The following is a 13222-nucleotide window of genomic DNA, read 5'->3' on the forward strand; positions in this document are numbered from 1 at the left end:
TGCTTAATCGGCAGTTTCAGCCGAGCAAGCCAAATCAAGTTTGGGCGGGTGATGTCACTTATATTTGGTCGGGTTCAACTTGGTTGTATCTTGCAGTGGTCATTGATTTATATGCAAGGCGTATCGTTGGCTTTGCTACCAGTAAAAGCCCAGATAGCGAACTGACAAAAAAGGCATTAAGAATGGCCTATGAAAGCAGAAGGAAACCTAAACGTATTCTATTTCATAGTGACCAAGGCTGCCACTACACCAGTAAGGCGTACCGTCAATGCCTGTGGCATTTTGGCATGAGGCAAAGCCTTAGCCGACGAGGAAACTGTTGGGATAATTCACCCGTAGAACGGTTCTTTAGAAGCTTTAAAACCGAGTGGATGCCAAAATCAGGTTACGTTTCATTTAACGAAGGTGCTCAGGCGATTACTCAATACATTAATCAGTATTATAATCGTTACCGCCCACATGCTAACAATGGCGGGCTATCGCCAATAATGGCAGAAGAAAAATTTGGATTAACCTCTAAAGAGGTGGCCAGTTTTAGTTGACCACAACAAGATGGTGATTCATCACCTAAGTTACTTTTCAGTGAAGTGCTCTGAGGCCTAATATGCTGGATAGGGTCAAGCGAAGAAATACCTTCGTGGTTTAATATTTGAGTAGCGGTTTGTACTGATACTTCTGCTAAAACTGCATGATAAGCAATTTCATCAATCCTCGCCGCAGAAAGTACATTGCCACCTTGATTAGTAATTTCCTCTTCTACTCGGGCTTGATAATTCCTGCTGAGACTTGTGTCAGGTCTGTATATTAGTTCGATTTCGAGCTTGATTGTATCATGAGCTTCTAACCCATCGATTTCACGAGTTAAGATGCCTTGATCTATCTTTGATATGCGGTCTTGAGGACCCCAAGGTCTTAGATCTCTCAATGTTTTAAATACATCTCTCCAAGGTGTAAATCCAGTCTGCATTGGGCTACCCGACAACCAATGCTCCCATAAACGGTGTATTTGTCCCAATGCCTGATCATCAGGTATTAATAAATATGCTCTAGGATGATCAGCTAGGTCATCAGGAACTAACTCTTCTTCATCAACAAGCTGTAATCCCTCTACTTGACGAATTGCATTGGCAAAATTTTGAACTTCACCATTGAGCTCAAAAACTAGCAATCGCTCAGGGGCTATTGACGATGGGTCTGCATGTAGCTCTATCCCGCCACTATCTCGTTGAAGTATTTCAGTAAGGCGGGTAAATTTCGGGCCAAATTTTTCTGCTTGTTCTGGGATAGAGAATGATACAGGTGGAGGCGGGTTTCTAGGAGAGCCTACCGTTCTTGCCGCTTGTCTACTTGGATGAACTCGAAGAAGTGGTTTGTTCAGATCGCTTGTCATTAATGGCCCTTGGTGTCACTCGAGTTGTCCAAAGGTCTAATTCCGTTTTGAGGGCACTGTCTACTGTAACCTCACCCAATCCCAAAATTTGCCTTCTTCTAACATTTTGACAAAAGTCAATAACTTCAGAAAAGCTCACATTGCCAAGCTTTTTAGAAATAGTATTTAGAGAAGTATTGGGCTTGTCTGGCCATTTTTCAACTACATTGGCGAAAAACTCTTTCCTTTGAGTTGCGGATGGCATCGGTAAGCCAACGCGTACCTGAAATCGTCGCCATACAGCCTTGTCTAAAAGCTCTGCATGATTGGTTGCTGCGATTACAACTACATAACTAGGTAATTGGTCTAATTGCATTAGTAAGAATGAAACCACACGTTTAATTTCGCCAGTTTCATGAGAGTCACCTCGTTCTTTACCAATAGCATCGAACTCATCAAAGAATAAAACACAGGGTCTAGTACGGACGTAGTCAAATAACTTTCTCAATCGAGTGTTAGTTTCACCCAAATAACTGCCAATTAGGGCATCGTATCGTACGACAAAGAAAGGCAAGCCTAGTGCTTCAGCGACACCTTCGGCAAATGATGTTTTTCCGTTACCAGGAGGTCCAGATAATAATACGCGGTGACGCGGCTCATATCCATGAGCTCTTAGAACGTCAGCTCTAATATGCTCTTCAACTAGTTGCCGCCCGTTTTCTCTGACTGGCAAAGGCAATACAAGGCTATTGAGGCTAATTCTAGCTTCCACTTCTAATATGGCTTCTTTGTTATCGCCAGAAACATTTTTTGATGTAGTTAAAGCAGGAGGAGAGACGGGAACCGTAGCTAGTGCTTTTTCAAGTCTTTTAACAACGTGGCTGTGATTCTTCGCCCTTTCTTCGGCGATCAGAGCTTCGGTTGCCGAGCGCACTTTAGCCTGGTTACCTGAAACCCCTGCGCTAACAAGTGAAATTAATAAATCGCTGCGTGCCATAGTTCTTATCCTCTTAATGTTATTTTTAACATTTTTTAGAACTAATCGCCAGAATTGAGACGTGTATATTCGCTTTTTGTATTCTTTTTTAAAGACTTAATTTTAAAAAAACGTTTAATGTGGGATTAGTATGTTGCCTAAACTATAAAAGATGCTAGCTGTAAAATAATATTTTTGCTATTGTTTTCACCACTTGTCGGGGTGCCACATATAAAATGTGGCTGAGATCATACCCGTTGTACCTGATACGGTTCGTACCGTCGTAGGAAACAAGGTTGGTGAAATATACCTTCCGCATTATTTCGCCACACATCCATTCGTGGCGTACTAACGCGCATATTCTCACCTCCGACAATGAAATCCCCCATTTCACTCATGTTGTTGGAGCAAAATACATGTCAGTAAACCCAATGGAACTACAGCAGTCCGCAGTAGTCACCGAAATTACACGCACGCCTTTAACCGGTTCTCGCAAGATTTACGTCGAAAGTCCGTCTGGCTCATGCCGCGTACCGATGCGGGAAGTCACCCTAAGCCCAACGCTATTGCGCGGCAAAGGCGACACTGCTGAGTATGAGATCAACGAACCGCTACGTATTTACGACACTTCAGGCCCGTACACCGACGCAACTGCCGAGATTAACCTACACGCAGGTTTGGATCGCACACAGCGCCAAGCATGGATCGACGCACGTGCAGACACAGTCCAGCTAGACGGCTTTAGTTCACATTTCACCCGTGAGCGCATCGCAGAGGTAGACGACATTCCTACCTTTGAAAACAAACCCCTACCACTAGTGGCAAAGGGCGACGCTAACGTGTCACAAATGCATTACGCCCGCCAAGGCATCATCACACCAGAAATGGAATACATCGCGATTCGTGAAAACATGGGCGTGGCAGAGCTGTCTCAAACAGAAATTGCCGAGCGCAATTCGATGGGAATGCCAGCAGAAATCACGGCTGAGTTTGTGCGCGTAGAAGTGGCAGAAGGTCGCGCGGTTATTCCTGCAAGCATCAACCACCCAGAGCTTGAGCCAATGATTATTGGTCGTAACTTCTTGGTAAAAATCAACGCTAACATTGGTAACTCAGTACTGACATCGTCTATCGAAGAAGAAGTTGAGAAGATGGTGTGGTCAACGCGTTGGGGCGGTGACACGGTGATGGATTTATCAACGGGTAAGAATATTCACGAAACACGTGAATGGATTTTGCGTAACTCGCCAGTGCCGATTGGGACTGTGCCTGTCTACCAAGCGTTGGAAAAAGTAAACGGCATTGCTGAAGACTTAACGTGGGAATTGTTCCGCGATACGTTGATCGAGCAAGCAGAGCAGGGTGTGAGTTACTTCACATTGCACGCAGGTGTGTTGCTGCGTTACGTGCCGATGACAGCGGATCGTTTGACGGGTATCGTGTCACGCGGTGGTTCGATCATGGCGAAATGGTGCTTGGCGCATCACAAAGAAAACTTCCTTTACACGCATTTTGAAGAAATTTGCGAGATCATGAAAAAGTACGATGTGACGTTCTCACTGGGTGATGGTTTGCGTCCGGGCTGTATTGCCGATGCGAATGATGAAGCACAGTTTTCTGAGTTAAAAACGCTGGGTGAACTGACTAAAATCGCGTGGAAGCACGATGTTCAAGTCATGATCGAAGGCCCAGGTCACGTGCCAATGCACAAGATCAAAGAGAACATGGAAGAGCAAATTAAGCATTGCCACGATGCACCCTTTTATACATTAGGGCCATTGGTGACGGATATTGCCCCGGGTTATGATCACATTACGTCAGGTATTGGTGCGGCTCAAATCGGTTGGTACGGCACTGCGATGCTTTGTTATGTAACACCAAAAGAGCACTTGGGCTTACCAAACCGTGACGATGTTAAGACGGGAATTATTACCTACAAAATCTCAGCGCATGCCGCTGATTTGGCGAAGGGGCACCCTGTTTCACAAATGCGTGATAATGCGATGTCAAAAGCGCGTTTTGAGTTCCGTTGGGAGGATCAGTTCAACATTGGTTTAGACCCAGATACGGCGCGTGCTTATCATGATGAGACGTTACCGAAAGAGTCTGCTAAAGTTGCTCATTTTTGTTCAATGTGTGGCCCTAAGTTTTGCTCTATGAAGATCACTCAAGAGATCAGAGATGAGTTTGGAACAGGTGCTGCGCAAGTCGAAAAGGGTGTTCAGGTACAAAAAGCTATGGAAGAAAAGTCTATCGAATTTCTAAAGCAGGGGAGTGAGATTTATCGCGCTCCAACAGACGCCGCGTGAAAGTAGCGATTGTCGGTGCTGGGCTAGCAGGTCGCTTGCTAGCTTGGCGTTTGGTGCAGCATTGCCGCGACACTGACCAGCCGATTGCCGTCACTTTGTGTGATAGGCAGTCGCGCTCGTTTATGGGTACTGGGCGTATTGCTGCGGCAATGGTTGCGCCTTTTACTGAAGCGGTGACGACCGAGTCAACCACGCGCGAGTTGGGCGTGGTGTCTTGGCGTTTATGGCAGAAATGGTTGCCACAATTGGAAGCTGCGACAGGCCATAAGGTTGAGTTTAATCAGCAGGGTACGCTCGTGGTTGCGCACCCAGCTGACTTACCTGACTGGCAGCGTTTCCAACAAAAAGCCCAAGCCGATACACCTCCAGAAGCGATGCAGTATTGGTCTCAGTCAGAGCTACAGCAGCAAGAGCCGGAGTTATCTCATGCCTTTCGCCAAGCGATGTATTTCCCTGAAGAAGGCGTGATTGATAACGACTCATTTTATAAAGCGTTAGACACTTGGTTAGACAGCACCCAAGAAGTCACGTGGCATGAAGGCATGGAGTGTGGCGAATTATCGTCAACGGGTGAGGCGACTCGAGGCTATTTAAAAGCTTGCGACGAACAGTTTGATTATGTGTTTGATTGCCGAGGGAATGATGCGCGTGAAGACCAGTCGGAGTTGCGCTCTGTGCGTGGTGAAGTCGTGCGTGTTCATGCCCCAGAGGTTAATTTGACGCGGGCTATTCGATTGACGCACCCACGATACCCGCTATATATTGCACCTCGCCCCAATCACCACTATGTTATAGGGGCAACGACGTTAGAAAGTGATGATGACTCGCCAGTGACGGTACGTTCGGCGTTGGAGTTACTGTCTGCGTTATACAGTTTAAATACGGGTTTTTCTGAAGCTCGAATTCAGTTTTTACAAGCTGGCTTACGTCCAGCGTTTAATGATAATTTGCCGCGCATAGTCCGTGAAGAGCAGTTGATTCGTATCAATGGTTTGTTCCGACACGGTTATCTATTTGCGCCGGCCTTGGTTGATGAGGTGATTCAGTCACTGTGTTAGATATTAGCGTAAATGGCGAGCGTAAAACCTTGCCGCAGCCACTTGTGTTAGAGCAAGCGATGCAAGAATGGGGCTTTAGTCCTGACGACTTATTGGTGATTGCAGTCAACCAAACCTTTGTCCCGCGTGATCGCTGGGCAGACACTGACGTGCAAGCGGATGATGAAATAGATATTCTCCAACCGATAGTAGGAGGTTGATATGAGTGACTCAAGCACCACTGATACTTGGACGGTTTACGGTAAAACATTGAGCAGTCGTTTCTTCATTGGAACGGCACTTTACCCGTCGCCAGAAATCATGCAGCAGTCGATAAAAGCCTCCGCTGCGGACGTTGTGACGGTGTCATTACGTCGCCAGTCGCCTGGTCAACAAGGTGGAAACCAGTACTGGGATTTGATCAAAAGTAGTGGCTGCGAATTGCTACCTAACACCGCAGGCTGTCATACCGCTAAAGAAGCGGTGACGCTATCGCAGATGTCACGCGAGCTGTTCCAAACGGATTGGATAAAGCTGGAAGTGATTGGTGATGATTACAACTTGCAACCTGACCCATTTGCGACACTAGAAGCAGCTGAAACGTTGGTGAAAGATGGGTTTAAAGTATTCCCATACTGTACTGACGACTTGGTGCTTTGCCAGAAGCTACGTGATGTCGGTTGTGAAGTGTTGATGCCTTGGGGTTCTCCGATTGGTACAGGTTTAGGCTTGTTAAACCCTCATGCTTTGACGACTATTCGTGAGCGTTTGCCTGAAATGACGTTGTTGGTTGATGCGGGTTTGGGTAAGCCGTCGGATGCGTGTCAGGCGATGGAGTTAGGCTATGACGCGGTACTGCTAAATACAGCAGTGGCGCAAGCGCATAATCCTGTGGAAATGGCAGAAGCATTTGCGAATGCGATTAAGGCGGGAAGAAGTGCGTGGCGCAGTGGCATGATTGAGGCCAGGGAGGCGGCTTCGGCGAGTACACCGACGATTGGGACGCCGTTTTGGCATCAGAAGTGAGTGCTTAAACTTGTGGTTTGAAGTGTAATCTCGTTAAGAAAACGTAAATTTAAAAAAATTAAGTTTTAGTTCTGATTTTTAATGTAAACTTAAAATCAGTTTTTTACGTTTTGTTGGGTGGCGATTCATGGCTAGAATAAGAAAACCAAAGAATATGAATGCCTTAACTGAGGCGTTAGGTACTGAGTTTCTTACGAAACTACCTAAGCTAATGGTTGATTATAGGGCTACAAACTCAGACGGTGCATACCTACATTGGGACCAATTTATTTGGCGTATTCCTAAAGGTGCTAATGCCGAAGAGGCATGGCTTGCGACTAAGTATTCTAGGATGGCTACTCGAAAAAACCTTGTTGAGTTAAAAGCGAAAGATGATGCTAGCTTTTTTAGTTACTGCATTCCTGACTCTTTACTCGCTAAATTACATTACATTGATAAAAAAACAGGTGGTGGTCACTCTCTTAGTGAGTCCTCCTTTATGTCTTCCGGAGAAAAAGGACGCTACCTTGTCAAAAGCTTGATGATGGAAGAGGCGATTACGTCCTCTCAGTTAGAAGGCGCGTCAACGACTCGAAAAGTGGCTAAGGAAATGCTGGTAACACAGCGTCAGCCTTCAGACAAGTCGGAGCAAATGATTTTTAACAATTACCTTTTGATGAAAAAGGCGGTTGAGCGTAAAGACGAACCGTTATCTATTGAGCTTATTTTAGAGTTGCATGAAGTAGCCACGTATAAAGCAATTGATAATGATGCCGTCTCTGGTGAGTTAAGGCAGGACAATAATATAACGGTAACGGATTTGTACAATGAAGTTGCTCATGCACCCCCTTGTCATACATCGATTCAAGAAAGGCTAACTGCGTCATGTGCTTTCGCTAATGAAGAGTCTGATGGGCTAAGAGATAATCAATTCATTCACCCTTTAGTAAAAGCCATCATTTTGCATTTTATGATTGGTTATATTCATCCATTCGGCGATGGAAACGGTCGAACAGCTAGAGCGCTGTTTTACTGGTTTATGCTGCGCTCAGGTTATTGGCTCTTCGAGTATGTTTCGATTAGTAAACTCATCCAAGAAAAGCGAAGTGACTACGATAAGGCTTACGTTTATACAGAAACGGATGATTTTGATCTGACGTACTTTCTCTATAACCAAGTGGATGTGGTGATCAAAGCGGTTGATTCGTTACATGATCACATTGAGTCAAAAAAGCGCGACTACTACGAGTTTATGGAGTGGATCGAAAGCAGCCCAGTTTCCAAGATATTAAAGCCAAGACAGTTAGAAATACTGAAAGACGCTGTGAAACACCCTGGTAAAATTTTTACTGCCAAGCAAGTCAGTCTCGATTTTGATATTAATGGAAATACCGCAAGGTCTCACTTGAACAAGTTGGTTGATGAAGACCTGCTGATTGCAACCAAAAGCAAGAAGGGCAAAGGAGTGTTATACCTTGCGCCTGCTGATTTACGTGAACGTTTGAAATTGTAATAATTCTGGGTTGAGTGTTTGCTATTTAAGCCGTTGACCATCCTGTCGCCATTGCCTTTGCAAGGCTATCAAAGTCTGTGGATTTACTCGTTTCATCACGAATACGGCAAAACTCAGGGTCATCATTAAAGACGGTTTGTGCAAACTGACGTCCTGACAAGGTTATGTTTGCGGTTTTTTCTTGTCTGGCCTCAGTAAACCTTTTGAAAGTAGTTTGCAGGTCACTAGAATCACCACTAAGTGCTTCTGCGATATGCCAAGCGTCCTCAATGGCCTGACACGCTCCCTGACCTGATGTTGGAAGTGGCGCGTGTGCAGCATCCCCAACGAGTATCACATTATCTTTGTGCCAGGTTTTTATCGGATCATGATCATGCACGTAAATCTTATTGATTTTATGAAGTGGTGTGGCATTTATGAGAGGTAAGATTGGGTGTGGCCAATGCTTGAATACGGACTCTATTTCATCGTGATAGTGCTTTGGTTGTTTTTTACTGATGGTCTCGACCGTTATACCCGCAGCCCAATAAGCACTGCTAGGTGACAAAGGTACGACACCAAAGCGAGCGCCGACACCCCAGTAATCCAAAACAACATTTTCATCCATGTCGAATGAATGGTTCTCAAGTATGCCAACCCAGTTGATGAATTTTTGAAAAACGGGTTTGTTGTTACCTAACACATAGTGTCGTGAAGGTGAGTTCATACGGCCTTCAGCACCGATAATGACTTCTGGTGTGATAAGTAACCCTGATTTGAATCTGATACTTGCTTTAGGCATATCCGGGTTAGACAAAATGTCGATAACGGGGTGATTACAGTGAAAGTGCCCGCCAGCTTTTTTGAATGCGCCAAGCAACACGTTAATCAATGCACTTCGTGATATAGATAAGCTAGGGCTCCCTATTTGTTTATCAATGATTCCAATATCGAGGCTTCCAAGTACGTCGCCAGAAGACGAGACTCTCCTCATCTCTTTTGGTGAGCCAGCGTGTCCTTTGATACTTTGTAATAATCCAAGCTGACTTAATATGAGTGTTGCATTTGGCCAAAGAACAACCCCTGCACCGATCGTTTTTGGTGATGCCGCACGTTCAAAAATGTCCACATCGATGCCGCGTTGCCGAAGTGCTATTCCACAGCACAAACCCGCAACACCACCTCCAATGATAGCTACCTTCATGGTGCTGCCTTGCTGGAAGCTTGCTCACACTCTTCAATTAATGTCATTAAAGCTGATTGAGTAGCTCGGTCGATTGCGGCAGAGGGTAACTTGGCTATTGCATCACGTTCGATGTAAATACCTGTTTCTGTTCCATACTTCTTTGACTGGCCTGCTGAAAATATTTTTTGTGCGCCTATGTGAGGTAAGGGAAACCAACGTCGAATGAGGCGTACAAACCATGGCATAGCATCACTTGCAGACATGGCTGTCTTACTAGGGCCGGGGTCAACGATACGTAATAGAATATTGTCTGCTTTATAAGACTCACTCATTGCGACAAAGGCCGTTGTGATAGCTAACTTAGACTGTGCATAAGGGCCGCTCATTTTCCTGAATGTGCTTGGGTTTGCTAAGCTTGCAACGTTCAATACTTTCGTCATTTTCATAGCGCTTGAACCAACAGCGACAACAACCGCATTGCTACTGGCGGAAAGTACCGGACGGAGCGCTTTGGTCAATGCAATAGGGCCGAGAGTGTTGACCTCAAAATGCAGCTCATTTCCCCTATCTGAGAGTTGCTTTTGGGCGGTGGCTGCCCCAGCAACATGAAATAATAAATGAAGTTCATCTATCATCTTCAATATTTTCTCTGAAGCTTGGGTTATTGATGTGGGAGATGCCATGTTTGTGATGACAGAACTGATAGCTGCCTGTGGGTATTCGGATAATAGCTTTTGGCGTGTTTCGGCGCTTTTCACTTCGTTTCTATCTATACAAATAAGGTGATAACCGTTGGCAAGGAGAAGGCGTGAAAGCTCGAACCCTAAGCCTGAATATGAAGCAGTTATTGCCGCCGTTCTTGGTTTTTTGGTTGTGTTTTTCATTAGTGTTTCCTTTTGTGTGTTGTGACTTTATATGTCATGACTTATATTGAGGTATAAGAAATTTCTGTCAGCGTTTTAATGAAGCTGGAAGCCTCCTGTTAGTCAGGTGTGAAAGATTTAGGGCGTATTGTTATTCTTTGATTTTTGACAATAAGGAGCTGAGTGAACTGAGTTCGTCACTGCTTAGATGGCATAAGACATCGAGGCCTTCATCGATAGCCTGTCGACTGTTACTCATCACCTCAACCCCAGCGGGTAAAATATGAATATGGACAACGCGTTGGTCGTCAGTGCCATGTTCTTTGCTCACTAAGCCTTTTTCCACCAGTTTGTTCAGCAAGCGAGAAACATTAGACATGGGATCCTGCATTTTTTCGCGGATAGTGCCGACAGTTGCGAACTGGCCTGTTTGCTCAAAGATAATAGCTAAGACTTTGACTTGCTGTAGGCTCACATTATGAGGCGCAAGAATGTCTGCAATCCTGCCTTGCAGCCAGTTAGCTACATGCAAGATATCAATAATCGTACTTTTAGGGGATGGGCTTTGTGTCATGCATATAACTTATGTTCCATGACATATAAAGTCAAGGCTGTTATTTACATTCGTCTTGTTCAGTGATTAAAGTGCTGCAACCAAAATTTAAAGTGCCCTACAATGTGTAAGTCTTACTTTCAGTCGTGCTAATAGTTATGAATAACGTTATATCAGTGTCAAAAATTCAAACCACAGAGTCTATTTTGCTTATTGGTGGCACTGACCCAAGCGGTGCAGGCCTGCAATCAGACTTACGTGTCGTCCATGCGCTGGGGCTTCATGCCTACAGTGTGACGTCAGCTGTGACCGCGCAGCACAATACGGGCGTCAGTGACTTGGGTGTACTAAACGCAGCACACGTCAAAGCCCAGTTAGTTAGCGTCCAAAAAGCATTAAGCAATGTTGATGCACGGCCACTTGCGGCAATAAAAATCGGCATGCTGGGTGATGAGTACGTGATCAATGCTGTGCGTGAAGGTATTGAACTGCTTCGCAAAGAAGGTCATGCACCTCGCATCATTATTGACCCTGTCATTGTTGCTAGCTCTGGTGAACGACTGTTAACAGCAGACAGTGAAATAGCATTAATGTCTAAGCTTTTCCCATTAGCTGACGTCATTACTCCGAACCTCGACGAGCTTGCGCAGCTAACGCAAATGTCAGTCGATACGACACGAGATATTGAACGTGCAACGCATTGCTTGCTAGCGTCGGGTGCAAGATCAATCTTACTTAAAGGTGGGCACTTTGACGTTGAAAGTGAGCAATCGAGCGACTACTTTAGCAGTGAAAAACTTAACTTTTGGTTGATTGGAAAGCGCTGGCCAGACCGTGAAAATGTGCGCGGTACGGGCTGCTTGTTTGCGACGGCAATTACCTGTGCAAGTGCGCAAGGTTACGCAATCGCAGACGCTATCGTATTGGCGAAAACAGCTGTGAGCCGAGGTATTCGCCAAGCTGAATCAATCGGTGGCGCGTATCAAGCACGTTTAGGGGATATGAGCCCACATGACTGGAGCGTTGATTACCAAGACTTTCCGCTCATGACACCTGAAGCACCGGATGCAAAACGTCCAGTATTAGCGCGCTGTGATACGTTACGTTTGGGGATTTATCCGGTTGTGGACTCCGTTGAGTGGGTCGAGAAGTTGATAAATGAAGGTATTCAAACCATTCAACTACGCTTAAAAACAGATACTGATACACCGCCAACGTTTGAAGAGTTAGACACGCAAATCGAAGCTGCAGTTGAGGTGTGCCGAGGTCGAGATATTCGTTTATTCATTAATGACCACTGGGAATTGGCGATAAAGCATGGCGCGTACGGTATTCATCTTGGGCAGGAAGATTTGTATGACGCAGATATTCATGCGATTGCTGAGGCGGGCTGTCGTTTAGGCGTGTCTACGCACAGTTATACCGAGGTTGCGCGCGCGAGTTGGATTAACCCAAGTTACATTGCGTTGGGGCCAATTTATGCGACGACGAGTAAAGATATGCCGTGGGTGCCGCAGGGTGTGGCCGCGGTTAAGCGCTGGGTGGATTTGTTGAAAGGTGAGTATCCGTTAGTCGCGATTGGCGGGATTAATCTTGAGAGAGCTAAAGCGTTGAAGTCGTCTGGTATTGGTTCGGTGGCTATGATTACGGCGATTACTAAGGCTGAGGACTACCGTGCTGCGACTAAGAAATTGATCGAGGTGTGGGAAAAAGAGTGACTCGTACCTCATAGTACTCGCCATTTTTACATTTAAATGCGGTGCTAAGTCTGTGGTATATTAATCGTTATAAAATTAACCACTTTAGGATTAACAATGACTGATAATCTATACGCGCCACCCGAAGCCAATTTGCATAAACCCAGCGATAAGGGTGAGCCTTATGTTCGTGGTTTTGACAAACCTATGGTGATTGCGATCATTTTATTAGCGGCTTTCTCGGTGCTGACGTTAGTTATAATGTATGTCACCAGTCCTGAAGACTTCATTTTTCTGAATGAGGCAGTGGGCACCGTTATAAATGTGATTGGGGCGATCATTGTTGTCTCCTTTATCAAGCGACTACGGGTTCAAGGTTTGGGAACCCCCGTCGAAAGTGCCGGAAAAGCGCTGGGCATTTGGGGCTACTTCTGGCGTACTTTAATCGCCCAGTTTGTGGCCGTTTTTCTATTAATGATCCCGCTCGTGGTTATTCTTATACTACTAGACCATGACCTAGACTCCGCACTGTCTTCGTTAACCGCCAGTATCCTGCTCGGTATTGCAATGGTCCCAGCTTCGATTTTTTGCGTTTGGGCTTTTTATTCAAAAGACCGCTCAGGTCAATTGAGCAGCTTCTTTTCTCTGTTTCGTGGCTACTGATTCTGCCTTAGATAAGTTGGGGATTAAACTGACAACTCTGGTCGTCACATAGGTGTTTAATATTAATACTAA

Annotated in this window: 13 protein-coding genes and 1 riboswitch; of the genes, 8 read left to right on the forward strand and 5 right to left on the reverse strand. The window is 45.3% G+C overall.

What is annotated here, in order from left to right:
• A partial coding sequence (locus tag DKT75_RS07770) for an IS3 family transposase (RefSeq protein ID WP_109822857.1) occupies nucleotides 1-542 on the forward strand: 542 nt, incomplete at its 5' end.
• Here DKT75_RS07770 and DKT75_RS07775 read toward each other — a convergent pair.
• Both DKT75_RS07775 and DKT75_RS07780 read right to left on the reverse strand, forming a co-directional pair.
• Nucleotides 449-1390 (reverse strand): hypothetical protein, encoded by a 942-nt coding sequence (locus DKT75_RS07775; protein ID WP_109822858.1) that lies wholly within the window; start codon nucleotides 1388-1390, stop codon nucleotides 449-451. The genes DKT75_RS07770 and DKT75_RS07775 overlap by 94 nt on opposite strands.
• Nucleotides 1344-2366 carry an AAA family ATPase gene (locus DKT75_RS07780; protein ID WP_109822859.1) on the reverse strand — a complete coding sequence of 341 codons (1023 nt, stop codon included), beginning with the start codon at nucleotides 2364-2366 and terminating at the stop codon, nucleotides 1344-1346. The genes DKT75_RS07775 and DKT75_RS07780 overlap by 47 nt, the downstream gene beginning before the upstream one ends.
• Before the next feature lie 187 nt (nucleotides 2367-2553).
• Nucleotides 2554-2652: riboswitch (TPP riboswitch) on the forward strand.
• Nucleotides 2653-2761: 109 nt separating this feature from the next.
• Between DKT75_RS07780 and thiC the strand changes: the two genes are divergently transcribed.
• The 5 genes from thiC to DKT75_RS07805 all read left to right on the forward strand — a co-directional run bounded on the left by thiC (nucleotide 2762) and on the right by DKT75_RS07805 (nucleotide 8209).
• Nucleotides 2762-4654, forward strand: coding sequence for a phosphomethylpyrimidine synthase ThiC (thiC, locus tag DKT75_RS07785; protein WP_109822860.1), 1893 nt, complete (start codon nucleotides 2762-2764; stop codon nucleotides 4652-4654).
• Nucleotides 4651-5712, forward strand: a complete 1062-nt coding sequence (locus DKT75_RS07790; RefSeq protein ID WP_109822861.1) for an FAD-dependent oxidoreductase — start codon at nucleotides 4651-4653, stop codon at nucleotides 5710-5712. The genes thiC and DKT75_RS07790 overlap by 4 nt, the downstream gene beginning before the upstream one ends.
• Nucleotides 5706-5912, forward strand: coding sequence for a sulfur carrier protein ThiS (thiS, locus tag DKT75_RS07795; RefSeq protein ID WP_109822862.1), 207 nt, complete (start codon nucleotides 5706-5708; stop codon nucleotides 5910-5912). The genes DKT75_RS07790 and thiS overlap by 7 nt, the downstream gene beginning before the upstream one ends.
• 1 nt (nucleotide 5913) lies before the next feature.
• Nucleotides 5914-6717, forward strand: coding sequence for a thiazole synthase (locus DKT75_RS07800; protein ID WP_109822863.1), 804 nt, complete (start codon nucleotides 5914-5916; stop codon nucleotides 6715-6717).
• Between the two features lie 127 nt (nucleotides 6718-6844).
• Entirely contained in the window at nucleotides 6845-8209 is a 1365-nt protein-coding gene (locus DKT75_RS07805) for a Fic family protein (RefSeq protein WP_109822864.1), read from the forward strand.
• Nucleotides 8210-8234: 25 nt separating this feature from the next.
• Here the strand turns inward: DKT75_RS07805 and DKT75_RS07810 are convergent, their stop codons facing one another.
• From DKT75_RS07810 to DKT75_RS07820, 3 genes are all read right to left on the reverse strand, one after another.
• On the reverse strand, nucleotides 8235-9392 hold the full coding sequence (locus DKT75_RS07810) for an FAD-dependent monooxygenase (protein WP_109822865.1): 1158 nt from the start codon (nucleotides 9390-9392) through the stop codon (nucleotides 8235-8237).
• A complete protein-coding gene (locus tag DKT75_RS07815; RefSeq protein ID WP_109822866.1) occupies nucleotides 9389-10258 on the reverse strand; it encodes an SDR family NAD(P)-dependent oxidoreductase in 870 nt (289 codons plus the stop codon). Before DKT75_RS07815 ends, DKT75_RS07810 begins: the two co-directional genes overlap by 4 nt.
• Before the next feature lie 130 nt (nucleotides 10259-10388).
• Complete coding sequence (locus DKT75_RS07820; protein WP_109822867.1) at nucleotides 10389-10811, reverse strand: MarR family winged helix-turn-helix transcriptional regulator; 423 nt, start codon at nucleotides 10809-10811, stop codon at nucleotides 10389-10391.
• A 137-nt stretch (nucleotides 10812-10948) separates the two neighbouring features.
• Between DKT75_RS07820 and thiE the strand changes: the two genes are divergently transcribed.
• The gene (gene thiE, locus DKT75_RS07825; RefSeq protein ID WP_109822868.1) at nucleotides 10949-12508 is read left to right on the forward strand and encodes a thiamine phosphate synthase; all 1560 of its coding nucleotides are present in this window, start codon (nucleotides 10949-10951) and stop codon (nucleotides 12506-12508) included.
• Nucleotides 12509-12604: 96 nt separating this feature from the next.
• Complete coding sequence (locus DKT75_RS07830; RefSeq protein WP_109822869.1) at nucleotides 12605-13150, forward strand: hypothetical protein; 546 nt, start codon at nucleotides 12605-12607, stop codon at nucleotides 13148-13150.
• The last annotated feature ends 72 nt before the right edge of the window (nucleotides 13151-13222 follow it).

The sequence above is a fragment of the Leucothrix arctica genome (assembly GCF_003172895.1).
In the GTDB taxonomy this organism is placed as follows: Bacteria; Pseudomonadota; Gammaproteobacteria; order Thiotrichales; family Thiotrichaceae; genus Leucothrix; species Leucothrix arctica.

What these genes read in the sequence shown, in the direction of transcription:
- thiE (WP_109822868.1), top strand. Translation starts at nt 10,949, where the DNA reads ATGAATAACGTTATATCAGTGTCAAAAATTCAAACCACAGAGTCTATT.
- DKT75_RS07805 (WP_109822864.1), top strand. Translation starts at nt 6,845, where the DNA reads ATGGCTAGAATAAGAAAACCAAAGAATATGAATGCCTTAACTGAGGCG.
- DKT75_RS07800 (WP_109822863.1), top strand. Translation starts at nt 5,914, where the DNA reads ATGAGTGACTCAAGCACCACTGATACTTGGACGGTTTACGGTAAAACA.
- DKT75_RS07820 (WP_109822867.1), bottom strand. Translation starts at nt 10,811, where the DNA reads ATGACACAAAGCCCATCCCCTAAAAGTACGATTATTGATATCTTGCAT.
- DKT75_RS07780 (WP_109822859.1), bottom strand. Translation starts at nt 2,366, where the DNA reads ATGGCACGCAGCGATTTATTAATTTCACTTGTTAGCGCAGGGGTTTCA.
- DKT75_RS07810 (WP_109822865.1), bottom strand. Translation starts at nt 9,392, where the DNA reads ATGAAGGTAGCTATCATTGGAGGTGGTGTTGCGGGTTTGTGCTGTGGA.
- DKT75_RS07775 (WP_109822858.1), bottom strand. Translation starts at nt 1,390, where the DNA reads ATGACAAGCGATCTGAACAAACCACTTCTTCGAGTTCATCCAAGTAGA.
- thiC (WP_109822860.1), top strand. Translation starts at nt 2,762, where the DNA reads ATGTCAGTAAACCCAATGGAACTACAGCAGTCCGCAGTAGTCACCGAA.
- DKT75_RS07815 (WP_109822866.1), bottom strand. Translation starts at nt 10,258, where the DNA reads ATGAAAAACACAACCAAAAAACCAAGAACGGCGGCAATAACTGCTTCA.
- DKT75_RS07830 (WP_109822869.1), top strand. Translation starts at nt 12,605, where the DNA reads ATGACTGATAATCTATACGCGCCACCCGAAGCCAATTTGCATAAACCC.